The sequence below is a fragment of the Pseudonocardia hispaniensis genome (genome assembly GCF_042658695.1).
Classification (GTDB): Bacteria; Actinomycetota; Actinomycetes; order Mycobacteriales; family Pseudonocardiaceae; genus Pseudonocardia; species Pseudonocardia hispaniensis.
In genome coordinates this window covers 56,788-81,728 of the sequence record NZ_JBHSQW010000039.1, presented here as the reverse complement: position 1 = coordinate 81,728, position 24,941 = coordinate 56,788, and the positions used below count along the sequence as shown (strand labels likewise).

General features: G+C 71.8%; 24 protein-coding genes and 1 pseudogene. 12 read left to right on the top strand and 13 right to left on the bottom strand.

Annotation, left to right across the window (positions count from 1 at the left end; all coding sequences use genetic code 11):
* Window positions 1-5: 5 nt before the first annotated feature.
* The 3 genes from ACFQE5_RS19435 to ACFQE5_RS19425 all read right to left on the bottom strand — a co-directional run bounded on the left by ACFQE5_RS19435 (window position 6) and on the right by ACFQE5_RS19425 (window position 3,851).
* The gene (locus ACFQE5_RS19435) at window positions 6-2,000 is read right to left on the bottom strand and encodes a 3-oxoacyl-[acyl-carrier-protein] synthase III C-terminal domain-containing protein (protein ID WP_379587005.1); all 1,995 of its coding nucleotides are present in this window, start codon (window positions 1,998-2,000) and stop codon (window positions 6-8) included.
* Window positions 2,001-2,079: 79 nt separating this feature from the next.
* The gene (locus ACFQE5_RS19430; RefSeq protein ID WP_379587003.1) at window positions 2,080-2,565 is read right to left on the bottom strand and encodes a flavin reductase family protein; all 486 of its coding nucleotides are present in this window, start codon (window positions 2,563-2,565) and stop codon (window positions 2,080-2,082) included.
* Window positions 2,562-3,851, bottom strand: a complete 1,290-nt coding sequence (locus ACFQE5_RS19425; RefSeq protein WP_379587002.1) for a bifunctional 3,4-dihydroxy-2-butanone-4-phosphate synthase/GTP cyclohydrolase II — start codon at window positions 3,849-3,851, stop codon at window positions 2,562-2,564. The genes ACFQE5_RS19430 and ACFQE5_RS19425 overlap by 4 nt, the downstream gene beginning before the upstream one ends.
* A 216-nt stretch (window positions 3,852-4,067) precedes the next feature.
* On the opposite strand from ACFQE5_RS19425, the gene ACFQE5_RS19420 reads away from it, so the two are divergent.
* Window positions 4,068-4,454 (top strand): VOC family protein, encoded by a 387-nt coding sequence (locus ACFQE5_RS19420; RefSeq protein WP_379587000.1) that lies wholly within the window; start codon window positions 4,068-4,070, stop codon window positions 4,452-4,454.
* 30 nt (window positions 4,455-4,484) lie between these two features.
* Here the strand turns inward: ACFQE5_RS19420 and ACFQE5_RS19415 are convergent, their stop codons facing one another.
* Window positions 4,485-5,930 carry an MFS transporter gene (locus ACFQE5_RS19415; protein ID WP_379586998.1) on the bottom strand — a complete coding sequence of 482 codons (1,446 nt, stop codon included), beginning with the start codon at window positions 5,928-5,930 and terminating at the stop codon, window positions 4,485-4,487.
* A gap of 170 nt (window positions 5,931-6,100) precedes the next feature.
* Here ACFQE5_RS19415 and ACFQE5_RS19410 point away from each other — a divergent pair, with 170 nt between their 5' ends.
* The 3 genes from ACFQE5_RS19410 (at window position 6,101) to ACFQE5_RS19400 (ending at window position 8,693) form a co-directional block, all read left to right on the top strand.
* Entirely contained in the window at window positions 6,101-6,511 is a 411-nt protein-coding gene (locus ACFQE5_RS19410; RefSeq protein WP_379586996.1) for a pyridoxamine 5'-phosphate oxidase family protein, read from the top strand.
* Window positions 6,512-6,612: 101 nt separating this feature from the next.
* On the top strand, window positions 6,613-7,398 hold the full coding sequence (locus tag ACFQE5_RS19405) for an E3 ubiquitin ligase family protein (RefSeq protein ID WP_379586994.1): 786 nt from the start codon (window positions 6,613-6,615) through the stop codon (window positions 7,396-7,398).
* Between the two features lie 134 nt (window positions 7,399-7,532).
* The gene (locus ACFQE5_RS19400) at window positions 7,533-8,693 is read left to right on the top strand and encodes a CaiB/BaiF CoA transferase family protein (RefSeq protein WP_379587187.1); all 1,161 of its coding nucleotides are present in this window, start codon (window positions 7,533-7,535) and stop codon (window positions 8,691-8,693) included.
* 53 nt (window positions 8,694-8,746) lie between these two features.
* Here ACFQE5_RS19400 and ACFQE5_RS19395 read toward each other — a convergent pair whose 3' ends face one another.
* A complete protein-coding gene (locus ACFQE5_RS19395) occupies window positions 8,747-10,159 on the bottom strand; it encodes a S1C family serine protease (RefSeq protein WP_379586992.1) in 1,413 nt (470 codons plus the stop codon).
* A 132-nt stretch (window positions 10,160-10,291) separates the two neighbouring features.
* Between ACFQE5_RS19395 and ACFQE5_RS19390 the strand changes: the two genes are divergently transcribed.
* On the top strand, window positions 10,292-10,750 hold the full coding sequence (locus ACFQE5_RS19390) for a TIGR03618 family F420-dependent PPOX class oxidoreductase (RefSeq protein WP_379586991.1): 459 nt from the start codon (window positions 10,292-10,294) through the stop codon (window positions 10,748-10,750).
* Window positions 10,751-10,778: 28 nt separating this feature from the next.
* Here the strand turns inward: ACFQE5_RS19390 and ACFQE5_RS19385 are convergent, their stop codons facing one another.
* The 4 genes from ACFQE5_RS19385 to ACFQE5_RS19370 form a co-directional block, all read right to left on the bottom strand.
* Window positions 10,779-11,435 (bottom strand): hypothetical protein, encoded by a 657-nt coding sequence (locus ACFQE5_RS19385; RefSeq protein ID WP_379586989.1) that lies wholly within the window; start codon window positions 11,433-11,435, stop codon window positions 10,779-10,781.
* On the bottom strand, window positions 11,432-12,184 hold the full coding sequence (locus ACFQE5_RS19380; RefSeq protein WP_379586988.1) for a helix-turn-helix domain-containing protein: 753 nt from the start codon (window positions 12,182-12,184) through the stop codon (window positions 11,432-11,434). Before ACFQE5_RS19380 ends, ACFQE5_RS19385 begins: the two co-directional genes overlap by 4 nt.
* Before the next feature lie 377 nt (window positions 12,185-12,561).
* Window positions 12,562-13,614, bottom strand: a complete 1,053-nt coding sequence (locus ACFQE5_RS19375) for a hypothetical protein (RefSeq protein WP_379586986.1) — start codon at window positions 13,612-13,614, stop codon at window positions 12,562-12,564.
* 282 nt (window positions 13,615-13,896) lie between these two features.
* Window positions 13,897-14,310: an STAS domain-containing protein gene (locus ACFQE5_RS19370; protein ID WP_379586984.1), complete on the bottom strand. Its 414-nt coding sequence runs from the start codon at window positions 14,308-14,310 to the stop codon at window positions 13,897-13,899.
* A 491-nt stretch (window positions 14,311-14,801) separates the two neighbouring features.
* On the opposite strand from ACFQE5_RS19370, the gene ACFQE5_RS19365 reads away from it, so the two are divergent.
* Window positions 14,802-14,969: a hypothetical protein gene (locus tag ACFQE5_RS19365; protein WP_379586982.1), complete on the top strand. Its 168-nt coding sequence runs from the start codon at window positions 14,802-14,804 to the stop codon at window positions 14,967-14,969.
* On the opposite strand, the gene ACFQE5_RS19360 is transcribed toward ACFQE5_RS19365, so the two are convergent.
* Window positions 14,959-15,585, bottom strand: a complete 627-nt coding sequence (locus ACFQE5_RS19360) for a TetR/AcrR family transcriptional regulator (protein WP_379586980.1) — start codon at window positions 15,583-15,585, stop codon at window positions 14,959-14,961. The two genes, ACFQE5_RS19365 and ACFQE5_RS19360, sit on opposite strands and share 11 nt — an antisense overlap.
* A 67-nt stretch (window positions 15,586-15,652) precedes the next feature.
* Between ACFQE5_RS19360 and ACFQE5_RS19355 the strand changes: the two genes are divergently transcribed.
* From ACFQE5_RS19355 to ACFQE5_RS19330, 6 genes and pseudogenes are all read left to right on the top strand, one after another.
* Window positions 15,653-16,804, top strand: a complete 1,152-nt coding sequence (locus ACFQE5_RS19355; RefSeq protein WP_379586978.1) for an acyl-CoA dehydrogenase family protein — start codon at window positions 15,653-15,655, stop codon at window positions 16,802-16,804.
* Window positions 16,805-16,953: 149 nt separating this feature from the next.
* The gene (locus tag ACFQE5_RS19350) at window positions 16,954-18,552 is read left to right on the top strand and encodes an acyl-CoA carboxylase subunit beta (RefSeq protein ID WP_379586976.1); all 1,599 of its coding nucleotides are present in this window, start codon (window positions 16,954-16,956) and stop codon (window positions 18,550-18,552) included.
* Window positions 18,553-18,560: 8 nt separating this feature from the next.
* Window positions 18,561-20,555 (top strand): acetyl/propionyl/methylcrotonyl-CoA carboxylase subunit alpha, encoded by a 1,995-nt coding sequence (locus ACFQE5_RS19345; RefSeq protein WP_379586974.1) that lies wholly within the window; start codon window positions 18,561-18,563, stop codon window positions 20,553-20,555.
* Entirely contained in the window at window positions 20,552-20,680 is a 129-nt protein-coding gene (locus ACFQE5_RS19340) for a hypothetical protein (protein ID WP_379586972.1), read from the top strand. Before ACFQE5_RS19345 ends, ACFQE5_RS19340 begins: the two co-directional genes overlap by 4 nt.
* 1 nt (window position 20,681) lies before the next feature.
* A complete protein-coding gene (locus tag ACFQE5_RS19335; RefSeq protein ID WP_379586970.1) occupies window positions 20,682-21,488 on the top strand; it encodes a TIGR03084 family metal-binding protein in 807 nt (268 codons plus the stop codon).
* Window positions 21,485-23,190, top strand: a pseudogene (locus ACFQE5_RS19330) (acyclic terpene utilization AtuA family protein). The gene ACFQE5_RS19335 and the pseudogene ACFQE5_RS19330 overlap by 4 nt, the downstream one beginning before the upstream one ends.
* Window positions 23,191-23,222: 32 nt before the next feature.
* Here the strand turns inward: ACFQE5_RS19330 and trxA are convergent.
* The 3 genes from trxA to ACFQE5_RS19315 all read right to left on the bottom strand — a co-directional run.
* On the bottom strand, window positions 23,223-23,603 hold the full coding sequence (trxA, locus tag ACFQE5_RS19325) for a thioredoxin (protein WP_379586968.1): 381 nt from the start codon (window positions 23,601-23,603) through the stop codon (window positions 23,223-23,225).
* A 262-nt stretch (window positions 23,604-23,865) separates the two neighbouring features.
* Window positions 23,866-24,036 carry a hypothetical protein gene (locus ACFQE5_RS19320; protein WP_379586966.1) on the bottom strand — a complete coding sequence of 57 codons (171 nt, stop codon included), beginning with the start codon at window positions 24,034-24,036 and terminating at the stop codon, window positions 23,866-23,868.
* Between the two features lie 52 nt (window positions 24,037-24,088).
* The coding region (locus ACFQE5_RS19315) for an alpha/beta fold hydrolase (RefSeq protein WP_379586965.1) at window positions 24,089-24,941 on the bottom strand (853 nt) is incomplete at its 5' end.

Here is a 24,941-nt window from a genome sequence, read left to right as displayed (position 1 = left end):
CGGCATCACTCACCGAAGGCGATCCGCATGTCGTCGGTGGTCGTGGGCATCGGCCACGATGCTGCTACGGAATCGTCGCGTGCTCGACCCGGCACGACGGGAAACACGTCCGACCCGATCACTTCGGGTGCGGCGATCGCCGGATCGACGCGCAGTACGGCGTATCCGCTGACCGCCCCCGCGCCGAAACCGGGGGCGAAGACGCGCATCGGACGGTCAAGTACGCCGTCGCGGATCGCGTCGAACAGCGCGATCGGGATGCTCGCCGCGGACACGTTGCCCATCTCGCTGATGTTGAAGTACAGCCGGTCGACCGAGAAGCCGGCCTCCCGGGCGAGGCTTTCGACGATCGTCCTGTTGGCCTGATGCGGGACGATCAGGTCGATGCCGGCCAGCAGCGAGCGGCCGGGAGCGTCGGGATCGGGCTGGGTGCACAGCTCGTCGAACATCTGGGCCAGGTAGCGCCGGACCAGGGACCTGACCTCGGGCCCGCACACCGTGATGTCGTTGTCGAACGCCGGGTTGGGCCAGCGGATCGAGTTCACCTCGGTCCAGGGGCCGCTCGTGTAGGTCTGCACGACATCGACGTCGCCGGGCTCGCCGGGTCCGGCGGGCGCGACGACCAGCGCCGCCGCACCGTCGCCGAAGATCATTCGCGGGGTGCGCACGGCGCCGATCTTGTCGGAGAACTTCTCGGCACACACCAGCACGACGGGACGGTCGACCTCCTGCAGCAGCCGCAGAGCCTCCGCGAGCCCGTAGGGCAGCCCGGCGCAGGACGCCACCAGGTCGAACGCCGCGTGGGTCTGCCGAAGGCCCAGCTCGCCGGACAGCCAGCAGGCGATCGATGGGATGAGCTGGGTGCTGGTGCACGTGCTGACCAGCACCGCGCCGATCTCCTGCGGTATCCGCCCGGCATGGGCCACGGCGGCGCGGGCGGCGTCGAGGGCGAGGTCGGCGAGGTCACGGGCGGTGTAGCGACGTCGTTCGATACCGGTCGTGGCCGCGATCTGGCCCGCGGTCATCGGGGACCAGGAGTAGCTGGCATTACGGATGACGTCGGCGTTGTCGCACACGTGCTCGCCGCGAACGATCGCGAGCGCCTCCAGCTTCGGCCGGACCGCGAACGTCTCGCCGACCCGCACCGGCGGGTAGGGCCGCACCGGCTCGAGCGCGGGCCCGGGTGCGGGCCGCTGCACGGCGCGGCGCGCGAAGCTGGGCCGCCGGCGTCTCGTGACCCGGTCGATGAACGCGGCGACCTCGCGGGTGCGGGGGTGGAGTGCAACGACGAAGTCGTCGTCGCCGATCCGACTCACCGGTCGCAGCTCGGCCGTGGAACGGTCCCACGGGTACTGGTCGTGCAGCACCATCGCGCACCGCATCAGCGCCTCGAGCTCCGGGACCTCCTCGCCGCAGTCGAGGATTTCGTCGATGCCGAAGGTCGGATAGTCGGGGTCGTGCCCGGGCAGCACGATCGTCAGCGCGTCCGGGGCGGCGAGGAACTGCGCGACCGTCGGCTGGATCGCCGAGCTGACGGTGGCGTGGTGACGCCGGTTCCGGAACACGTCGAACAGCAGCCCGAAGATCCGGTCCTCCGTGCCGGAGTCCCACGTCGCCGGCAGCCGGTGGTAGCCGTCGGCGACGGCGGCGACCGTGCGCGCGCCCTCCTGCCACGGGGTCACGGAGGGCAGGAAGACGTGCCGGTTGGACCGCGGCAGGTCACGCCATCGGGTCGGACGCTTCTCGAACATGATCATCGAGTAGCGGTTGACCCAGTACAGGTTCTGGCCGATGTCGCGCAACAGGTCGTAACGGCCGGAATAGGCGTGCGCCTCGATCCTGGCGAGGATGTCCGAGCCGGTCGGGGCCGTGGCCGCGCAGTCGCGCGTGACGACCTCGGTGAGCCGTTCCAGGGAGTCGATGACCGAGAAGTCGACTTCGGCGAGGACGGTGGCCGGGAAGACCAACCGACCGAGGCGGTTGATCACGAAGGGCTCCATCGTCCGCCTCCGAGCCGGTCCGCCGGGTGTCCTCGCCCAACCTAGCGGCCCGTGAGTGCGTAACAGTGTTAGAACACTGTTACGCACTCACGGTGCGGAAGGAGCGGCGGAAATAGATCGCCGGTTCGGTCTCGCCGAGGCGGGTGTGCTGGACTCGGCCGAGCAGGATCGTGTGGTCCCCTCCGGGGTAGGTGGCGTGGGTCGTGCAGTCGAGGGTGACGCAGGCCCGGGGGAGGACGGGAAGGCCGCGGGGGTCCGGGCGGAAGCCGGCGTCGGTGAACTTGTCGGCGCCGCGGGTGGCGAAGCGGACGGCCAGGTCGGCGTGGTCGGGGTGGATGACGTGGACGATCCAGCGGTCGCTCGCCGCGAACACCGGATGGCATTCGGCGGTGCGGGCCAGGCAGACCAGCACCAGCGGGGGGTCGAGGGAGACCGAGCAGAACGAGGTGGCGGTGAAGCCCCACCAGCGCCCGTCCGCGTCGGTGGTGGTGACGATCGTGACGCCGCTGGGGAAGGAGGCCATGGCCTCGCGGAACAGTTGGGCCTGCTCCGTGGTGGTGCTCACGAGACCTCGCTCTCGCCCGACAGGGGGCCTTCGCCCAGGGCGTGGTCCAGCCGGGTGCGTTTGGTGGTCAGATAGGCGATGTTGTCCGGGTTCGGCGGGATGATCAACGGTTCGCGGGCGGCGATGTGGATGCCGTGGCCGGTCAGGCCGCGGTACTTGGCGGGGTTGTTGGTCATCAGCCGGATCTTGCGGACGCCCAGGTCGCGCAGGATCTGGGCGCCGATGCCGTACTCGCGGCTGTCGACCGGAAGGCCCTGGGCGAGGTTGGCGTCCACGGTGTCCAGGCCGGCGTCCTGCAGGGTGTAGGCGCGCAGCTTGTGGGACAGGCCGATGCCGCGGCCCTCGTGCCCGCGCAGGTAGACCAGCACGCCGCGGCCGGCGGCGGCGATGCGGGCCATCGCGGTGGCCAGCTGCGGACCGCAGTCGCAGCGCCGCGAGCCGAACACGTCACCGGTCAGGCATTCCGAGTGCACCCGCACCAGCAGCGGGTCGGCGGCCGGGTCACCGGTCTGGTTGACCTCGCCGCGTACCAGCGCGACGTGCTCGGTCCCCTCGGTCTCCAGGAGGGTGCGGTAGGTGATCGCGGTGAACTCGCCGTGGTCGCTGGGCACCCGGGCGGCGGCCTCGCGGCGGATCAGGGTCTCGGTGCGGCGCCGGTAGCGGACCAGGTCGGCCACCGCGATCGTGACCAGGTGGTGGGCGGCGGCGAAGGCGGCCAGCTGCGGGCGGCGGGCCATGGTGCCGTCGTCGTTGGTGACCTCGGCCAGCACCCCGGCCGGGGTCAGCCCGGCCAGCCGGCACAGGTCCACCGCGGCCTCGGTGTGCCCGGCCCGGCGCAGCACCCCGCCGGGGCGGGCGCGCAGCGGGAAGATGTGCCCGGGCCGGGTCAGGTCCTCGGGCCGGGTGGCCGGGTCGGCCAGGGCGCGGATGGTGGCCGTCCGGTCGGCGGCCGAGACCCCGGTGGTGGTGCCGGCCCGCAGGTCGACCGAGACGGTGAACGCGGTGCCGCGCGGGTCGTCGCCGTCGGCCACCATCAGCGGCAGACGCAGCTCGTCGGCGCGCTGCTCGGTGAGCCCGACGCACACCACCCCGCTGGTGTGGCGGATCAAGAAGGCCATCGCCTCCGGTGTGACCTTCTCGGCGGCCATGATCAGGTCGCCTTCGTTCTCCCGGTCCTCGTCATCGACGACGAGCACCATCCGCCCCCGCCGCAACTCCGCCAGCGCCGCCTCCACCGCCGATGCCGAGCGGTCCCTGCCGGCGGCGTTGCCATCACCCTGGTGCATGCGCCGACGGTAGGGGCGACGGGCCCGCCCGAGGTGTCCGACTATTGAACACGGCGGCCCGCGCCCGGCAGGCTCGGCTGTGATCGGCGTTTCGGAGGCTGCCGCCGCGACATCCGCGGTCCGCGCCGCCGAGGGGTCGATCATGGCGGGAGCGGCTCCGCGGCCCGGGGAGTGAAAACCCGGGTCGGCGCGGAAGATCGACGTTAAGGTCACATCGTGGAGATCCTGAGCAGCCGAGCCATCCTGCGGCCGGCCGACCCGCAGGCCTCCCTCGAGTTCTACCGCGACACCCTCGGGCTCGCGATCTACCGCGAGTTCCCCGGCGGAACCGTGTTCTTCCTCGGTGGCGGCTTTCTCGAGGTGTCCGGGCAGCGCGACGGCAAGGCCACCGACGAGGCGGGCCTGCGGCTGTGGCTGCAGGTCCGTGACCTGGCCGCGACCCACCGGGAGCTGGTCGGCAAGGGGGTGCCGGTGCTGCGCGAGCCCCGCCGGGAGCCCTGGGGCCTCGACGAGATGTGGATCACCGATCCGGACGGTACCCGCATCGTGCTCGTTGAGGTTCCGGGCGAGCATCCGATCCGCCGCGACAGCCGCACGCCCTGACCGGGGCGCTCGCCGCGGCGGACGCCCCGGTCAGCGCGGGCCGCACTGGCCGGCCACCGCCGCGGGCTCGGGTGCCGTGTCCGGAGTCGCGGGTCCGGGGGTGAGTGCGGCGATCATCGTGGCGAGCGCCGCCGTGCCGCCCGCGACGAGGAAGATCACCGTGTAGGCGGTCGGCGCGGGCTGGTCGACCCCGTCGACCCGGACGGTCAGCGCGGTGGCGACCGCGGCGACCCCGGCGCTGCACACCGAGGTCCCGAGCTGGCGCATGAGCGTGTTGAGGCTGTTCGCCGCGGCCGTCTCGCTCGACGGCACCGCACGCATGATGAGCAGTGGAAGGGCCGAGTAGGCCAGCGCCGCCCCGATCGCGATCACGGTCGTCGCCACGACGATCCAGAGCAGCGTCGGTGGCCGCAGCGCGACCCCGATGTTGCCGGCTGTCAGCACACTCCCGCCGACGACCAGCGTGGTCCGCGGCCCGTGCCTGCTCGACAGCCGCGCCGACGCCGGAGAGAAGATCGTCATCGCCGCGCCCATCGGCAGCAGCATCACCCCCGCCGTGATCAGCGAGAGGCCGAAGCCGTAGCCGGTGGCCGGGGAGGCCTGCAGGATCTGGGTGGTCACGATGAAGGACGCAAAGATCGCGAAGCCGATCAGGATCGTGGCCAGGTTCGTCCACAGCACCGCGGGCCGGACACTCACCCGGAGATCGACGAGTGGGCTCTCACGGCGCAGCTCGTGATACCCCCACAGCGGAAAGACCACCGCCGCAGCCGCGACCAGCCCGAGGATCGCCGGACTGGTCCAGCCCCACTCGGGGCCCTTGGAGATCGCCAGCAACAGGCAGACCAGACCGATCCCGATCCCGATCGCCCCGGGCAGGTCGAACCGTCCGCCGGTACGTTCCGGGGACTCGGGCACGATCCAGCGAACCAGCAGGAACTGAACGAGGCCGAGAACGGTCATCGCCGCGAACAACCAGCGCCAGTTCATGGTCTGGGCCACCACCCCGGCGAGCGGCAGCCCGATCGCACCGCCGATGCCCAGGGATGAGCTCATCAGGCCGACCCCGCTGCCGACCCGGCCCGCGGGCAGTTCGTCGCGCATGATGCTCAACCCGAGCGCGATCACCCCGAACGAGGCCCCTTGCAGTGCCCGTCCCACGAGCAGCACGAGCACGTTCGGGGCGACCGCGCCCAGCGCCGACCCGGCGGTGATCAGCGCGAGCGCGATCAGCAGGATCCGCCGCTTGCCGTACATGTCCCCGAGCCGCCCGAGCACCGGTGCGGACACCGCGCCCGCGACCAGGGTGGCGGTCACCAGCCAGGAGACGGTCGCCGGAGTGGTGGACAGCAGCTGCGGAAAGCGCGGCAGCAAGGGGACGACCAAGGTCTGTACCAGTGAGACCGCGATGCCGCAGGAGGCGAGCACCCCGATCACGGCGGCAGCCTGAGAGTGCGGGCGGGCGGAATCGGCCACGGGCGAGATCTCCCAGATGGGTGAACGTGTGCTCACCCCACAGCGGAGCGCGCCGCGGTCGGGTGGCAGGAGCAATAGGTACCATTGCAAACGACTTTCCCGGCGGTCAATTCCGGCGCAGCGCAGGGGCCGTTGCCCGGTGGTTCCACCGGGGCGGGCAGGCTGGAACCATGACGAGACGCGGGCTGGACCCGGACCAGGTGTCGGCGGAGTTCCGGGAGTTCTGGGCGCAGCGCAGGACCGGGATCCTCGTCACCCCGCGCCGCGACGGAACCCCGCACGTCGTCGCGGTCGGGGTCACGCTCGACGTCGAGGCCGGGCTCGCGCGGGTGATCTGCAGCCGCGGCTCGCAGAAGGCCCGCAACGTGGCGGCAGGCGGGCCCGCGGGTGTGCGGGCCGTGGTGTCGCAGGTGGACGGTCGCCGCTGGTCCAGCCTGGAGGGCCGGGCCGTGGTGTGCGAGGATCGCGAGTCGGTCACCGAGGCCGAACGCCGCTACGAGGCACGCTATCGAGCGCCGCGGGTCAACCCGCAGCGCGTCGTCATCGAGATCAGCATCGACCGGGTCCTCGGGATGGCCTGACCCGCTCGACGGACCCACCGCTAACGTTCCCGCCAGGTAGCCGCAGGCCGGAAGGAGGTACTTGGCGGCCGGTCGGATTTCGGCGGAGGGGAGCGACGGGCATGTGGTTCATCGGGGTCATCCTGCTGCTGGCGGGCGCGGGCTGCCTGTACGCCGCGATCAGGCAGCAGCGCCTCGTCTACGCCATGATGGCCGCGGAGACGCTACCCGTGCCCGCGCTCGAGCAGATGCGGGCGATCTCCGACGAGCTGGGCGCCGGCGGCAGCTTCCGCAAGATATGCGAGGTGGTCGGGCTGACCCACCCGGGACCGCACGGGTTGCTCCGTTCGGAGCTCACCGGCACCGAATGCGTCTGGCACGGCCACCGGGTGCAACGTCGCTACAAGCACTACCAGCGTGACAGCGAGGGCCGCACCACGGTCACCACCCGCACCGAGACCGTCGCCGAACATGCCTCCGAGGCGGGATTCGCGCTGCTGAGCGACGGGCGGACGATCGGGGTGGACCATGGGGGACGGCGCCCCGATGGCGTCGAGCAGGTGGCCGACCGATTCGAGCGGTCGGGGCCGGGCTCCGCCGGCGGTGGCTGGCTGGAGACGCTCGGCGCGGTGGCGCGAAGCGGCCGGGACGAGACGATCGGCTACCAGTACACCGAGTGGGTGCTGCGTCCCGGCATACAGATGTACGTGCTCGGCGAGGTGCACGACGCGACCGGTTCGCTGGTCATCGCGCCGCCCGCCGACCGCAAGCATCCGTTCGTTCTCTCGACGCGCTCCGAGGCTCAACTGACCGCGAGCGGCCGGACGAGGCAGCGCTGGTTCGCCTGGGGGGGCGCCGGGCTGATCGTGCTCGGCCTCGTCATGGTGGTGGCCGGACTGGTCGGCTGACCGGCATCACCATGACGAGGCCGAGCAATCCGGCGAAGCGACCTACGATCGGAACCGCAGCGGTAACCGGACGAGGAGAGCCGAACGTGCGCGAGGGGCGGGACCGAGGCGTCGAGGCGGCGGAGCCAGGGGGGCTGCCCGGTGAGAAGCCGGCCGGTGGTCCGTTGGACGGGGTGCTGGTCGCCGACTTCTCCCGGGTGCTCGCCGGGCCCTATACGACGATGCTGCTGGCCGATCTGGGTGCCACGGTGATCAAGGTCGAGTCCGCGCACGGCGACGACACCCGCACCTGGCGGCCGCCGGAGCGGGACGGCGTGGCCACCTACTACCTGTCGATCAACCGGAACAAGCGGTCCATCGTGCTGGATCTGGCCGACCTCGCCGACCAGGAGGTTGCGCACCGGCTGTCCGCGCGTGCCGACGTGATGGTGGAGAACTTCAAGCCCGGCGGGCTGGTTCGCTTCGGGCTCGACTACGACGCCGTCCGCGAGCGGAACCCGGGCATCGTGTACTGCTCGATCAGTGGCTTCGGCACCCGCGGTGGCGCGCATCTGCCCGGCTACGACCTGCTGGTACAGGCGACGTCCGGGTTGATGAGCCTGACCGGCGCCGCGGACGGTGAGCCGTACCGGGCCGGGGTGGCGGTGTTCGACGTGATGACCGGGCTGCACGCCGCGATCGCGACGCTGGCGGCGTTGCGCCACCGGGAGCGGACCGGGGTGGGGCAGCGGGTCGAGACGAACCTGCTGTCCGCGGCGCTGTCCAGCCTGGTCAACCAGACCTCGGCGGTCGTCGCGGGCGAGGTGGTCCCGCATCGGATGGGCAACGAGCACCCGAGCGTGTTCCCCTACGAGCCGATGCCCACCGCCGACGGCGAGCTGATCGTCATCGCCGCCAACGACCGGCAGTTCCGCAGACTGTGCGAGGCCGTCGGCGCGTCCGGGCTGCCCGACGACCCGCGGTTCGCCACGATGACCCAGCGCATCGCCCACCGGGACGAGATCCGCGGGGTGCTGGTGGAGAAGCTGGCGGCCCGCGGGGCGAAGGAGTGGTTCACCATTCTCACCGGCGTCGGCGTGCCCTGCGGCCCGATCAATTCCGTCGCCGAGGGCGTCGCGCTCGCCGAGGAACTCGGTCTGGATCCGGTGGTGCATCCGGGCGATGCGGCCGCGGTGCCGACGGTGCGCAACCCGGTCGAGTACTCGGCCACCCCGCCGTCCTACCGAAGGTCCCCGCCCGGGCTGGGGGCTGACGGCGACGAGGTGCGCGCCTGGTTGCTCGCCGACGAAGCGTGAGCACCGAAGGGGATGGGCCGCCCCCAATGCGGCCCATCCCCGCTGTCCGCGGATTAGTTGTCACCGAACGGGCTGAGCCCGCCGAACGGTGCTCCGCGGTCCGGCAGCGACCGGCCGCTGCTCGTCGTCGGTGCCTGGTCGGCCACGCCGGCGAGGGTGACCTCGACGGTACGGGTCGACCCACCGCTCGCCACGGTGAGCGTGACCTTGTCGCCGGGCGCGTAGGAACCGATCCGGGCGACGAGGTCGGCGAAGTCGTTGACGCCTCCGTCGTCGACCTTGGTGACCACGTCGCCGGCCTTGAGCCCGGCCGCCGCGGCCGGCGAGCCGTTCTGCACCTGCTGGATCGTCGCACCCCCCGCGGTACTGGAGTTCCGGATGCTCGGGGCGGTGCTGCCCTCCACGCCCAGTACCGGCTTGGTGGCCTTGCCCGTGTCCAGGATCTCCTGGGCCACCCGGCGAGCCTGGTCGACCGGGATGGCGAAGCCCAGCCCGATGCTGCCGGTGCTCTGACTCGCCGTCGCGATCGCCGAGTTGATGCCGATGACCTGTCCTTCGAGGTTGACCAGCGGGCCGCCGGAGTTCCCCTGGTTGATCGGGGCGTCGGTCTGCAGGCCGTTGTAGACGACGCCGGAGCCGTTCTGGCCCTGCACCGAGACCGTGCGGTTGAGCGCGCTGACGATGCCGGTGGTGACCGTGCCGCTGAGGCCCTGCGGGGAGCCGATCGCGACCACCTGCTGGCCGACCTTGACGTCCTGCGAGCGGCCGAGGGTGGCCGGGGTGAGCCCCGAAGCCCCGTCCAGCTTGATCACCGCGAGGTCGTAGCTGGGTGAGGTGCCGACGACGGTGGCGCTGTGCTTGCTGCCGTCGGCGAGGGTGACCGCGATCGGACCGGCGGCGCCGGCGACGACGTGGTTGTTGGTGAGGACGGCGCCGTCGGCGGTCAGGATGACCCCACTGCCCTCGGCGGTGCCCTGGGACATCGGCACCAGGATGTCGACCGTGCTCGGCAGAGCCGTGGCGGCCGCGGCCGCCACGGTCCCGTCCGGCGCCGGAGTGCTCGTCCCGCCGGCCGGGGTGGCCGTGAGCGCGGGCCGGGCACCGCCCTGGTTGTGGTCGAGCAGGGCGTAGGCGCCGCCGAAGCCGGCGCCGCCGCCCACCAGGCCCGCGATGAGCGCGGCCGCGACGATGCCGACCATCGGCCGGCGTCTGCGCGGTGGGTCGGCGGGCAGCGTCGCCGTCCGGTGGCCGGGCCCGCCGCCGGCCGAACCAAGGGGCGCGTAGGGCGGCTGCTGGCCGACCCAGGGGGTGCCGTACGGGCCGGCCCCGTAGGGCCACTGTGCGGCCTGGTCACCGGGTTGCCCGGACGGCCGACCCGCGTCGTGCATCGAGGGCTGCTGGATTCGGGGCTCGCTGGGCTCGCCCGCTCCATCGGGCCTGCCCTGCCCCCGCTGCTCGTCGTTCATGCCTCCACGATGCGCGGGCAAGCTGAGACGCGGCTGTGGAGAAGTTAGGAATCCGCACGTCTCCCTGACCTGTGAGTGCGTAACAGTGTTCTAACACTGTTACGCACTCACAGCCGCGGCTATGGTGGGCCGATGCCGTCGCGCGCCACGGGCGAACTCGCGGACGTCTGGGAGCTCGCCGCATCGGAGAAGTTCCTGGCGGTGGTCGCCACCGCCCGTGCCGACGGATCGGTGCAGGCGTCGGTGGTCAACGCCGGCCCTGTCGCCCACCCGCTCACCGGCGCCCCCTTCGTCGGGTTCGTGACCTACGGAAAGGTCAAGCTCGCCAACCTGCGGGCACGTCCACGGCTGGCGCTGACATTCCGCTCCGGCTGGAGCTGGTACACGGTCGAGGGGGCGGCCGAGATCATCGGGCCGGACGACCCGGCCGACGGGATCGACGCCGAACGGTTTCGGCTGCTGCTCCGCGAGGTCTTCGCCGGGGCCGGAGGCACCCATGAGGACTGGGACACCTACGACGAGGTCATGCGCCGGGAGCGCCGCGCGGCCGTGCTCGTGGCGCCCGAGCGCGTCTACTCGAACCAGCGATAGCGGTCGGCGCCGGACGCGCCCCCGGCGATCACGCCGCGGGCGATCCGGTGACGCCCTGGGGATCCGGGCGCGGGTCGCCAGCGGGTTGCAGTACCGCGACGGCGGCCCGGGGATCGTCGGCGAAGAAGCGAATCGTGCTGACCTCCGCCCGGCGCCCGAGTGGGCGGACGGCGGTGATCGGTTCGGCCAGCTCGATGAGCATGTTGGTCTGGGCGGACACCGCCACGGCAAGATGGTCGTCCGCGACCGTGATCGTCCGGTGCTCGTTGAGGTTGCGGCGGTGACGCACCGTGGTGATCTGTGCCCGGGGAACGCGCAGGTCGAAGAATGCACCGTAGCGGATGCGCAGCTCGTCGGCGGAGACGACGTGTGGCCGGGTGACGCCGGCCGCGACGGTCGCGAGCCCGATCAGGACCCCGTAGGCGTCGATCACGAGGACCGCCATACGCAGGGTTGCCGGTGCGCCGATCGCCCGCAGCAGGATCTCCGCGGCCACCAGCTCCACGACCATGGCGAACAGGAACATCATCATCAGCGACGTCTGCGCGCGGGCGTACGACACGGCGGTGGCGCCGGGCGGCACGCCGTGCCGGCGCCCGGCGATCCAGAGGACGAGGCTGACCACGCCCTTCAGGTCGAACCCCAGGATCCTGCGCGCGACCCTCAGCAGCACCCGCGCGTTCATCCGCGCTCCTTCAGTTCGATCATCAGCATCCGGAAGACCTCGGTCTGCGCGGCGGACATGTCAAGCGATATCGCAGCCAGCCAGTGAGCGGTCCGGGCGTCGTCGAGGCTCGTGATGATCACCGTGGCCAGCTCGTCGTGAATGTGGGCGGCGAGGTCGACGGCGAGGGCGGCGACGCGAGGATCAGCGGGGTCGGCGTCGGCGATCTCGTCCAGCCGGGCGTAGAGGGTGTGTCCCCGGGCGACCGCCTCGGGCTCGGTGAACGGGCGGAACAGCTCGATGAACCCGGCCCGATCGGCCGGGTCGGCTCCACTGTCGATCAACGCCAGCATCTCGCGGTCGAACCTGCCGAACGTCGAACCGTCCGCGGGCAGGCCGCGCAGCACGGCCGCCATCTCGGGCGACACCGTCGAGTCGGGATGCAGGTCCGCCTCCGTCAGCAGCGTCGCCAGCCGCTCCCGCCTGGCACTGATCGCCTCCTGCTGCCTGGCCAGGTCGGCGTCGAGGTCCTGCAGCACCTCCCGCAGCTCCCGGCCCTGGTCGTCGGCCAGCACGTCGCGGATCTCCTCCAGCGACATGCCGAGCGCGACGAGCCTGCGGACGCGAGCCAGCGCCACGGCGTCGCGCAGCCGGTACTCCCGATAGCCATTGGGCAGCCGTTCCGGTTCGGGCAAGAGCCCCAGATGGTGGTAGTGGCGCACGGTACGGGTGGATACCCCGGCCAGCGCCGCCAGCTCGCCGATTCGCATGTCCGCATTGGAAACGTTGACGCTGCGGCAAGGTCAAGCGCAACCCCGGCGAGGACCGGTGGATCTTCCGGTCGTCGGCTTCGGCCTGAGATCGAGGAGTGGGCCTGCCCGTATGGACAGCCTCCCGGCCTGACCGGCACCGTCGTCGCGATCGGGGGCACGCTGCTCATGGAGTCGACGCTGATCGGGGTGCTGGCCACGGTGCTGCTGGTGGTGGCGGTGCAGAGCCGAGCCAGGGCGGTGTGCGAACCGAGTCTGCGGACGCCCACGAGGCCTACGCCACGTATGCCGAGCGGACCGGACGGTTCCTGTCTCGGCTGCACCGCGACACGCGGGTGCGGACCCGGACCCGGGTCGGTTGATCGCCCGCCGTCGGGCTACAAGGCGTAGGCGGCGAGGATCTCCCGGTGCCGGTCCAGGAGCATCGGGATCTCCTGCGGTTCGGCGCGGGCCATGCCGCATTCGGTGCAGATCCCCCATTCGCCGCCGCCCGCCAGGTACTCGTCGACGAGCCGGACCTGCTCCTCGGTGGTGCCCGGCTCCTGTTCCTCGGGGTGGTAGGGCACGAGCGCGAAGAACAGTTCGGTCCCCTCGCGGCGGCGAAGCTCGCGCAGCGGCGCGAAGTAGGCCGGGTCGCGCTGATACTGCGGGACGGTGAACGCGTACCAGCCGACCTGCCGGTGCGCCGCCGCGTCCACCGCGTTGGCCACACGAACCTGCAGGCCAAGTGACTCGGGCTCGGCGAAATGCCGATGCTGGTAGTCGCCGTAGCACAGATGCAGCCCGACCGGGACGTCGGACGGAACCCGGTCCACGCAGCGCGCCAGGCGCGCGATGATCTCGTCGAACCCCTGACCCGGGGCCGCGGCGAAGCCGCCCGCCAGAATCGCGATCTCCACGGCGACGTCCCATTGGACGGCGATCTCGTCGTGCGGCAGCGCCTCGGTCAGCCGGTCCAGGTCGGCGTACAGCGCCCGCTCGTAGGAGGCCTCGACCCGGTTCTGGTCCTCTCGGACGAACCAGGCGTTGACGGACGCGAGCGGGGTCGGGTACTGGACCTGGAAGCGCAGGCCGTCCGGGACGACACCTTCCTTTCGCAGCCGCTGGAACGTGAGGTAGGACTCCCGGTAGGCCGCGGCATAGCCGAGGTCGGCCCAGTTGATGGCGTCGGGGTCGACACCCTCGGCGAGCCGGACCTTGGGCAGCGCGTCGTAGCCCTCGGTGGGTTGGTCACCGGTTCCGGCCTCCTCGACCCCCGGCGTCTGCCAGAACTTCTGCAGCTGGAAGAAGATCCACTGCTGGCGATCTCCGGTCTCGCCATCCGGCAGGGCTCGCAGTCCGGTCGGCACCCGGGCAAGGACCTCGCGCATCACGGTCTCGGCGTCGGGAAGATTGACGCCGCCGTTCAGGTGGACGGTGGTAGGCGGCATCAACTCAGAGTGGTGCTGATCACAAAATGTGGCAACATGCCGACCGGGGATGCCCCGAATGGCCTCAGTACACCTGTTCGGGGGAACCGTCGGCGATCGCGGCCCGTAGCGGACGACCCCGGCGTCGGCCGACTGGTACCGGTGCCGCCGGAACCGCCCCGACCAGCCGATTCGCCACCGGGCGCAGCGCAGTCCCGTCCCGAGGGCATGGACGGCCCCGGACGGTCGCATCCTGGTGGTGATGCGCCGGCTCCTTCGCTCCGGCGGAACGCAGGTGGACCCTCACGCGACGCAATGGCGCATGACGGACGCGGCCCCGGCGGCGTCCCCGCCGGTCACCGCCCGGTAGAGCGTGAACAGGTCGGACAGGCTCGCCTCATCGAGCTCCTCCATGACGGCCGGACCCGCCCCGACCAGCTTCAGCCAACCCCGGCGCGCGACCAGCCGGCGACTCACCCCGGCGAGCATCCCGAGGAGCTCCGCGTGGGCGCCGTGTGCCTGTGACAGATCCACCACCAGGTATCGCGCGCCGGCGACCAGCAGCCCGGCCGTGCGCCGGCACAGTTCCGCCACCGCTTCGTGGTCGAGCATGCCGACCACCGTGAGCAACGCATGATCGCGGTCGGGCTGTACGGAACTGATGGTCAATTTTCCGGTGCTTCCGGTTGGGTGCCGCTCGTGGTCCAGCATCCCCATTCCTGACTCCCCTCGGCTGCCCCATTGCGGCGCGGCCGGAGCGGAATGGCGAGATAATGATCTGCAACCACTTCCCCCCGAGCACGCTGACCACTCGGCTAGTGGTTTCCAACCGGGAATCACCTTAAGTGAGGCGGAAGTCTCCCGCAACCCCCCTATGTGACGGCCGGATCGAGTCGGTGACCTGGGAAGAGCCCGCCGGGCTCGAGGTCGTGCGCCGACCGGCGGGCGGATTGTCGATCAGTCGCGGGGAGCCGCGGCGTGAATGCATGATCGGATGACGGTCGCGTTACGTTCCCATTTCTGCCAGATGTCGAGACCCTGACTCGTTTCGCATTTTCGGCAGTGGGGATACCGTTTCTGGATGTCCGATCAACACTGTTTTTGAATGTCCGGTCAGGGCGTCGGCTTGTCCCGATGGGTGGTGGGGTCACCGGCGTGACGTCGCCCGCGCCTCTCCTGCGGTGGGTATTCCTCTCCACAGTGGGCGCGTGGCCCGCACGCTGATCACGAACGACGACCGCGTCGACTCGCCCGGGCTGTGGGCGCTCGCCGCGGCCGCGTGCGGCGCCGGCCTCGAGGTCGATCCGCATGGCAGCTCCTGCGCTGCTCGAACCTCCGCCGGCATCCCGCCTGAATCCGGACGGATCACAAGTTAGTCAATACTGGTTCACTTGAATCCATCGGTGCCGGATCGACCCCGAGGCACGCGTGGGCCATCGTGTCGAGCAGTTCGACGAGCCGCTCGGTGGCCAGTCCGCTGCGGAAGAACAGCGTCGACTGCACGGCTCCGACGGCGGCGTGCACGGCCAGCCGCAGCTCGCCGTCGGCCAGGTCGCGGCGCAGCGGGGCGAGCACGTGGACCCACTCCTCGACGTAGTGGCGCTGCTTGCGACGTAGCCTGCGGCGGTCCTCCTCGGGCAGGTTGTGGATCTCCCGGTGGTACACCGCGAGCACGCTGCGATCCTCTACCGCCACCCGTATGTGGTCCCTCACCAGTGACGATAGCGCGCTGCGATCGTTCGGCGCCGTGGCGAGGATGGCCTCGGCGCCGGACTGCAGCCGGTCCATCACGCGGTCGAGCAGGACGACCAGGATGGCGTTCTTGCTGTCGAAGTGGCGGTAGATGCCGGACCCGACGATGCCGGCCTCCGCGCCGATGTCGGCCATGCCGACGGTGTGGAACCCGCGGCGTGCGGCGAGCTCGGCCGCGGCGACGAGGATCCGCTCCTTGCGCTCGGGATCGCGCTGGCGCCTGAGGGGTGGACTCGGCATCTGGCCATGATGGCAGTCGGGCAGTAAGGTGCGCCAATAGTGAATCATTAGTCACTGCGGGGTCAGGGTGGACTTCCTCGACGATGACCAGCACCGCGAGCTCAGAGCCGCGGTCGGGGCGATCGCGGCGCGGTTCGGGGGCCGCTACTACGCCGAGCACGCCCGCGCGGGGGAGCCGTGCCGCGAGCTGTGGGCGACGCTCGGCGCAGCCGGTTTCATCGGCGTCAACGTCCCGCAGGAGTACGGCGGCGGGGGCGGCGGTCTGGCCGAGCTCGCGCTGGTCAGCGAGGAGCTCGCCGCCCAGGGCACCCCGTTGCTGCTCCTGCTGGTCTCCTCGGCCATCTCGGTCGAGGTGATCGCCGAGTTCGGCTCCGCGGAGCAGCGCAAACGCTGGCTCCCCGGCTTGGCGGACGGCACCAGCACGGTCGTCGTCGCGATCACCGAACCCGATGCCGGTTCCAACACCCACAGGATCGCCACCACGGCCACCCGCGATGGGGACGGCTGGATGCTACGAGGCACCAAGCACTACATCTCCGGGGTCGACGAGGCTGACGCGCTGCTCGTCGTCGCGCGCAGCGGACAGAGCACCGCGGGGCGCTCCCTGCTGTCGCTGTTCCTCGTGTCCACGGACGCGCCGGGCCTGGTCCGCACACCGCTGCCGATGGACGTCATGCTGCCGGAGAAGCAGTTCGACCTGCATCTCGACGACGTCCGCGTGCCGGCGGGGGCCCTCGTCGGCGAGGAAGGCGCGGGGTTCCGCCAGATCTTCCACGGACTCAACCCGGAGCGCATCACGGGTGCGGCGCTGGGCGTCGGCCTCGCCCGTTACGTGTTGGGCCAGGCCGCCTCCTACGCGCAGGACCGCCAGGTTTGGGACCGGCCGATCGGTGCCCACCAGGGCGTGGCGCACCCCCTGGCGAAGGCCACGATCGACACCGAGCTCGCCGCGCTGATGACCCAGAAGGCGGCCTGGCTGCACGACCGCGGCCTGCCGGCGGGCGAGGCGGCCAACATGGCGAAGTACGCCGCCGCCGAGGCCGCCCTCGCCGCCGTCGACGCCGCCATCCAGACCCACGGCGGCAACGGCCTGTCCGCCGAGTTCGGGCTGCTGCCGTACTGGGGGCTGGCCCGGCTGCTGCGGATCGCCCCGGTGAACCGGGAGATGATCCTCAACTTCGTCGCCCAGCACAGCCTCGGCCTGCCCCGCTCCTACTAGGAGGCGCACGTGGTGAACCTCATCCGGCAGGGCAACGTCGGCGACGTCGGCGACTCGCTCACCCGCGGCGCCGCGGCGCGGGACCGACGCGGAGCGCACCGACCGGGTCGACCGACCATGCCCGCTGACGAGGATGGGGGCGGTCGGTGATGGCCGTACTTCGGACGGCCGTGGACGTCCGCGGTGAGACCTACCGGGCCAACCGGGCGGCCCAGCTCGCCGTCCTCGACCAGCTGAACGAGCAACTGGAACTGGCCATCGCGGGTGGCGGCGAGCGCTACCAGCGGCGCCACCGCGACCGCGGGAGGCTGCTGGTCCGCGAACGTATCGAGCTGCTGCTCGACCGGGACAGCCCGTTCCTCGAGCTGTCCAGCCTTGCGGCGTGGGGCACCGAGTTCACGGTCGGGGCCAGCATCGTCTCCGGCATCGGGGTGGTCTCCGGGGTCGAGTGCGTGGTCATCGGGCACGACCCGACCGTTCGCGGCGGGGCGATGAACCCCTACTCGCTGCGCAAGACGCTGCGCGCGTTGGAGATCGCCCGGGTCAACCGGCTGCCGGTGATCAACCTCGTCGAATCCGGCGGCGCCGACCTGCCCACCCAGGCCGATCTGTTCGTCCCCGCCGGGCGGATCTTCCACGAGCTCACCGAACTGTCCGCGATGGCGATCCCGACCGTCGCGCTGGTGTTCGGCAACTCCACCGCGGGCGGGGCGTACGTGCCGGGCATGTGCGACTACGCGGTGCTCGTCGACACCCAGGCGAAGGTCTTCCTCGGCGGGCCGCCGCTGGTGAGGATGGCCACCGGCGAGGACGCCGACGACGAGGCCCTCGGCGGCGCCCGGATGCACTCGCGGGTCTCCGGGCTGTCCGACCACTTCGCCGTGGATGAGTGCGACGCGATCCGGATCGGCCGGGAGATCATCTCGCGGATCAACTGGCGCAAGCTCGGCCGACCACCCGCCCCGAACCCGGAGCCGCCCAGGTACGACCCCGACGAGATTCTCGGGATCATCTCCTCCGATGTGAAGGTGCCGTTCGACCCGCGGGAGATCCTCGCCCGCGTCGTCGACGGGTCGGAGTTCGACGAGTACAAGTCGCTCTACGGATCGTCGCTGGTCACCGGCTGGGCGTCGGTGCACGGCCATCCGGTGGGGATTCTGGCCAACCACCGCGGGGTGCTGTTCAGCGAGGAGGCCAAGAAGGCCAGCGAGTTCATCCTGCTGGCCAACCAGACCGACACCCCGTTGGTCTTCCTGCAGAACACCACCGGCTACATGGTCGGGACCAGCTACGAGCAGGGCGGGATCATCAAGGACGGCGCCAAGATGATCAACGCGGTGACCAACAGCGCCGTGCCGCACCTGACGATCAACATGGCGTCGTCGTTCGGGGCGGGGAACTACGGGATGTCCGGGCGCGCCTACGACCCGCGGCTGATGTTCTCCTGGCCCGGCGCCAAGCTCGCGGTGATGGGCGCCGCGCAGCTGGCCGGCGTGCTGTCGATCGTCGGGCGCGCGTCGGCAGCGTCGCAGGGCAGGCCGTTCGACGAGGAGGCCGACGCGAAGCGCACCGCCGCCATCGAGGCGCAGATCGAGGCGGAGTCGCACGCCTTCTTCGTCACCGCCCGGCTCTACGACGACGGCATCATCGATCCCCGCGACACGCGCGAGGTGTTGGGGATGTCGCTGTCGGCCGTTCACTCGAACACCATCACCGGACGTCGTGGTTTCGGCGTCTTCCGGATGTGAGGCGCCCGATGCCACGGCCCATCACGAAACTGCTGGTCGCCAACCGCGGCGAGATCGCCGCCCGGGCCATGCGCACCGCGCACGCGCTCGGGATCTCGACCGTCGCGGTGTTCTCCGACCCGGACGCCGACGCGCCGTTCGTCGCGCTCGCGGACGAGGCCGTCCGGCTACCCGGCGCCGCGCCCGCCGACACCTACCTGCGCGCCGACGCGATCATCGAGGCGGCCCGGGCGACCGGCGCCGACGCGGTGCACCCCGGCTACGGCTTCCTGTCGGAGAACGCGGCGTTCGCCCGCGCCTGTGCCGAGGCCGGGCTGGTGTTCGTCGGGCCGCCGCCGGAGGTCATCGCGTCGATGGGTTCCAAGATCGAGGCCAAGTCGCTCATGGCGGCCGCGGGCGTGCCCGTGCTGCCCGGCGCGACCGTCACGCCCGAGACCGACCTGCGGGCCGTGGGCGAGCGGGTCGGGTTCCCGCTGCTGGTCAAGGCCGCCTTCGGCGGCGGCGGGCGGGGCATGCGGGTGGTACACGACGCGGACGAGCTCACCGAGGCCGTGCAGGGCGCACGCCGCGAGGCCGCCGCCGCGTTCGGCGACGCGACCGTCTTCCTCGAGCGCTACGTCCTCGACCCGCGCCACGTCGAGGTACAGATCCTCGCCGACACCCACGGATGCGTCGTGCACCTGTTCGAGCGCGAGTGCTCGATCCAGCGCCGCCACCAGAAGATCGTCGAGGAGTGTCCGTCGCCCGCGGTGGACGATGCCCTGCGCGAGGAGCTCGGGGCGGCGGCGGTGGCCGCGGGCAAGGCGATCGGCTACGTCGGCGCCGGCACGGTCGAATTCGTGCTGGCCGCCGACGGCACGTTCCACTTCCTGGAGGTCAACACCCGGCTGCAGGTCGAGCACCCGGTCACCGAGCTCGTCACCGGCCTGGACCTGGTGGAGCTGCAGCTGCGGATCGCCGAGGGCGAGCCGCTGCCGGCGGCGGTCCTCGACGCGCGGATCAGCGGCCACGCGATCGAGGCGCGGCTCTACGCCGAGACGGTCGCCACCGTGGACGGCGAGACCGCGTACCTGCCGGCCACCGGGGTGCTGCACCGGTTCGCGGTGCCACCGGGCGTGCGGGTCGACGCCGGAGTGGTCGACGGCTCGGTCGTGGGCCCGCACTACGACCCGATGGTGGCCAAGGTGATCGCGCACGGGCGCACCCGCGCCGACGCCGCCCGCCTGCTGGCGCGGGCGCTGGCGGGGGCGCGGATCCACGGGGTCGCCACCAACCGCGACCTGCTCGTCGGGATCCTGCGTGAGCAGGAGTTCCTCGCCGGCCGCACCGACACCGGTTACCTCACCCGGCACGATCCGGTCGCGCTCGCGGCGCCGCCGGCCGGGGCGGTCGCACTGCACGCCGCCGCGGCGGCGCTCGCCGGGCAGGCGGAGCGCCGCGCCGCGGCCAGGGTGCTGGCGGCCATGCCGTCGGGCTGGCGCAACACCGCCCGCGGGCCGCAGCACATCACCTACACCTGCGGCGAGCGCACCCTCGAGGTCGCCTACCGGCTCGGGCGCGAGGGCGTCACGGTCGACCTGGACGGCGAGCCCCTGCCGGGGCTGCGGCTGCTCGGGGCCACCCCGGAGCAGGTCGACCTCGAGGTCGCCGGGGTGCGCCGCTGCGTCGCCGTGCACCGCCGCGGCGACGCGGTCTACGTGGACAGCGCGCTGGGGTCGACCGAGCTGGTCGAGGTGCCCCGGTTCCGCGACCCGTCGGAGGTCCCGCGCTCCGGCTCGCTGCGCGCCCCGATGCCGGGCACCGTCGTGCGGGTGCTCGCCGAAGCCGGCGTCGTCGTCGCCGCCGGGCAGCCGCTGGTGGTGCTCGAGGCGATGAAGATGGAGCACACCGTCGCCGCCCCGGTTGACGGCACGGTCGCAGCGGTACACGTCACGCTCGGCGACCAGGTCGACACCGGACAGGTGCTCGCCGTGGTGTCCGAGGAGACGGAGGAGGGGACATGAACATCGCGAACCTGTCGCGGCGCGCCGCGTCGCCGTCCCGCCCGTTACGGGATCTGTCGGAGGACGTGCAGGAGGGGCCGCGGGCGTTCCGGGAGAAGCGCGCCCCCGTCTGGAGGGGACGCTGACATGCCCGTGTCGATGCAGGCGCTCACCGACGATCTCGCGGCCGAGTCGGCGGAGCTGAGGGCGCTGCTCGCCCCGCTGGACGAGGCGGGCTGGTGCCGCCCGACCCCGGCTGCCGGCTGGTCCGTCCTCGACCAGGTCACCCATCTCGCGCACTTCGACGAGATCGCGGTGCAGTCCGCGGTGGAGCCCGACGCGTTCCGCGCCGAGCTGGCGCGGATCGAGGAGGCCGGCGGGATCGACCCCGACACCGTCGCCGGCCGGTACCGATCGATGACCGGCACCGAGGTACTCGCCTGGTTCGACGCGGCACGGGCCCGGCTGATCCAGGCCTTCCGCGGGCTCGATCCCGCGCTGCGGGTGCCGTGGTTCGGGCCGGCGATGAGCGCGGCGTCCTCGCTCACCGCACGGATCATGGAGACCTGGGCGCACGGCCAGGACATCGCCGACGCCGTCGGCGTCGCGCGCCGGCCGACCGACCGGCTGCGGCACGTCGCGCACATCGGCGTCGGGGCGCGGGCGTTCAGCTACGCCGTGAACGGTCGGGAGGTGCCGACGGCGCCCGTGCGGGTCGAACTGATCGCGCCGAGTGGGGCGGTGTGGACCTGGGGCCCCGAGGACGCCACCGACCGGGTCACGGGCCCGGCCCTGGACTTCTGCCTCGCGGTCACCCAGCGCCGCCACCGCGACGACACGGCGCTGCAGATCACCGGGCCGGTGGCGCGGGAGTGGATGGCGCTCGCGCAGGCGTTCGCCGGGCCGCCGGGGCCGGGCCGGCGGCCCGGCGAGTTCACGGAGGCTCGGGCATGACGGGTGTGCGGGCACCGGTGCGCATCGCCAACTGCTCGGGCTTCTACGGCGACCGGCTGGCCGCGGCGCGCGAGATGGTCGAGGGCGGACCGATCGACGTGCTCACCGGCGACTACCTGGCCGAGCTGACCATGCTCATCCTCGCCAAGGCGCAGGCCAAGGATCCCGACGCCGGCTATGCCAAGACCTTCCTGACCCAGCTGGAGCAGGTGCTCGGCACGTGCGCCGACCGCGGAATCAAGGTCGTCGCCAACGCGGGTGGGCTCAACCCGGCCGGGCTGGCCGCCGCGGTGCGCGCGCTGGCTGAGCGGCTCGGGGTGGGCGTGCGGGTTGCGCACGTCGAGGGCGACGACCTGCGCGGTGACCTCGCCGCGATCGTCCCGCCGGTGCACGGGAGGCCGGTCTCGGCCAATGCCTACCTCGGCGGCTGGGGCATCGCCGAGGCGCTCGGCGCGGGCGCCGACGTCGTCGTCACCGGGCGGGTCACCGACGCCTCGTTGGCCGTTGGCCCCGCGGCGTGGTGGCACGGCTGGCGGCGCGACGACTGGGACTTTCTCGCCGGCGCCGTCGCGGCCGGGCACGTGATCGAGTGCGGGCCGCAGGCGAGCGGCGGGAACTACGCGTTCCTCGACGAGATCAGCGACCCGCGCTATCCCGGGTTCCCGATCGCCGAGGTCGCGGCCGACGGGTCGTCGGTGATCACCAAGCACGCGGGCACCGGCGGGCTGGTCTCGGTCGGGACGGTCACCGCCCAGTTGCTCTACGAGATCGCCGAGCCCGCCTACCTGGGCCCCGACGTCACGACCCACTTCGACACGATCCGGCTCGCCCCGCGGGGGGAGCACCGGGTGCGGATCAGCGGGGTGCGCGGCAGCCCGCCGCCACCGACGCTGAAGGTGGCGCTCAACGAGGTCGGCGGCTTCCGCAACACGATGACGCTGGTGCTCACCGGCCTCGACATCGAGGCCAAGGCCGCCCGTGCGGAGGCGATGCTGTTCGAGATCCTCGGCGGCAAGGACCGCTTCGCCGAGGTGGACGTCCGCCTACTGCGCTACGACCGGCCCGACGCGCCGTCCAACGAGCAGGCGACCGCGCATCTGCGGATCACCGTCAAGGACCCCGACCCGGCGAAGGTCGGCCGAGCGTTCTCCAACGCGACGATGGAGCTGGCGCTGGCCGGCTACGCGGGATTCCATACGACGACCCCGCCGACCGCGGAGTCCGTCTACGGCGTCTACCGGCCCGCGGTGGTGCCGCGCGAAGCCGTGCGGCACCTCGTCGTGCTGCCCGACGGTAGCCGCCGGACGATCGCGGACCCGCCGACGTCCCGTCGACCACAACCTCGGTGCCGACGGGGGATGGTGCGACCCTGCGAGTACCGCTCGGACGGCTCTGCGGGGCGCGGTCGGGCGACAAGGGCGGCGACGCGAACATCGGACTGTGGGCCCGCGACGATGCGGGCTACCGGTGGATGTGCGCCCACCTCACCGTCGAGCGGCTTCGACAGCTGCTCGGGCCCGATGCCGCCGGCCTCGAGATCGAGCGGTTCGAGCTGCCGAACCTGCGCGCGCTCAACGTCGTCGTGCGTGGCCTGCTCGGTGCCGGGGTGGCCGCGTCGACCCGCCCCGACCCGCAGGCCAAGGGGCTCGGCGAGTATCTGCGCAGCCGCCTCGTCGAGGTCCCCGAGGCGCTGCTGGGCTGAGCGGAACCCGCGGGGATCCTCCGGGCGTGGGGTCAGGACCCGGGCTGCTGCCCCGCCTGCTGCTCGGCGACCTTGCGGCGCACCTCGTCCATGTCGACGGCACGGACCTGCTCGATGAGGTTCTCGAGCGCGGCAGCGGGTAGCGCTCCGGGCTGCGAGTAGAGCACGACGCCGTCGCGCACGGCCATCAGCGTCGGGATCGACGAGATGGCGAAGGCCTGGGCCAGGGCCGTCTCGGCCTCGGTGTCGACCTTGCCGAACGTGATGTCGGTGTGCTTGTCCGAGGCCTGCTCGAACACGGGTGCGAACTGGCGGCACGGGCCGCACCATCCCGCCCAGAAGTCGACGAACACCGTTCCGTCGGCGCCGACGACCTCGTTGAAGTTCTCCGTGGTCAGCTCGATCGTGGCCACGCGGCCACCTCCTTCTCGCATGGGTACCCCCCTCCCAACAGCTCGTGCGCATGATCTCTTCCATGGAATTCACCATGCGTTGACCAAGGTGGTCGGGAGCCCATATCAACGCTCGCTGAGGCAGAGCGGTGAGCGAGGTGAGGGCACGGATCGCGCCCGTCCGGTGGCGTATCGGGTTCGCCCCGTACGGTCGGCTGAAGCCGCAGGTGGAACGCTCCTGTGAGTGCGTAACAGTGTTAGAACACTGTTACGCACTCACAGCTCAGTATTCGTCGTCGTTCGGGTAGGTCTGGCCTTGTTCGGCGACGTCGGCGGGGTTGGCCTCCAGCGGCAGCGAACCCGGCACCTCCTCATCGGCCGGTTCGTCCTCGGAGTCCGGCTGCACCGTCTGCTGCTGCTCGAGCACGTCCTCGTCGGGATCCTCGATGCCCATGACGGCCGGATATCCGGTTGGGTGCGCCGTTACACCCGCTTGCGGGCGCGGCTCACGACGTGCTCGCCGTCGCTCGCGCGGCGTGGGAGAGGATCGCCGCCGCCACCGGCTCCACGACGGTCGCGTTGAGCGCGTGGCCCATCCCGGGCACGCGCACCATCCGGGCGTCGCCGATCGCCCTGGCCAGGTGCCCGGAGTGCGGAGGCGGATTCACCGGATCCTCCGGCGCCTCGATGACCAGCGTCGGCACGTCGACCGTGGCGAGCTCGGCGCCGCGCTCGAGCCCGCTAGGATCTGCCCGGGCGTGCGCCGACGGGCAGTCGTACCAGCCGGTGTGCTCGATGATCCGCTCCTCCAGCGCCCGGAACTCCACGGGATCGAAGGGGGTGCCGGTGCCGTTGAGCAGCCGCCAGTGCTCGACCCGCCAGGCGATCTCCCGCTCGGCGTCACGGGGGTCGTCCATCTCCTGCCACAGCCGCAGCAGGGCCGGATCGGGTCCGGGCAGGCCGGCAGCGGCGCCGGCGAGGCCGGTGCCCAGCGCGGACGTGCACAGCATGGTGGCGGTCAGCAGCCGGTCGGGGTGGTCGAGCAGCAGCAGCTGCACGAGGATCCCGCCCATCGACATGCCGACGACGTGTGCGCGCTCGATGCCGAACGCGTCGAGAACGGCGACGGCGTCCTCGGCGAGGTCGGCCACCCGGTAGGGGATCCGGTCGAAGGCCCAGGTCGAGCGGCCGGTGTCGCGATGGTCGTACCGGATCACCGGATGCCGTTCGGCCAGCCGCGAGACCAGTGCGTCCGGCCAGGCCAGCCCGGAGGCGTTGGCTCCCATGATCAGGAGAATCGGGTCGGGTGCGCCGGCGTCCGCGGCGATCTCCGGGCCGAGCTGTTCGGCCCACAGCCGG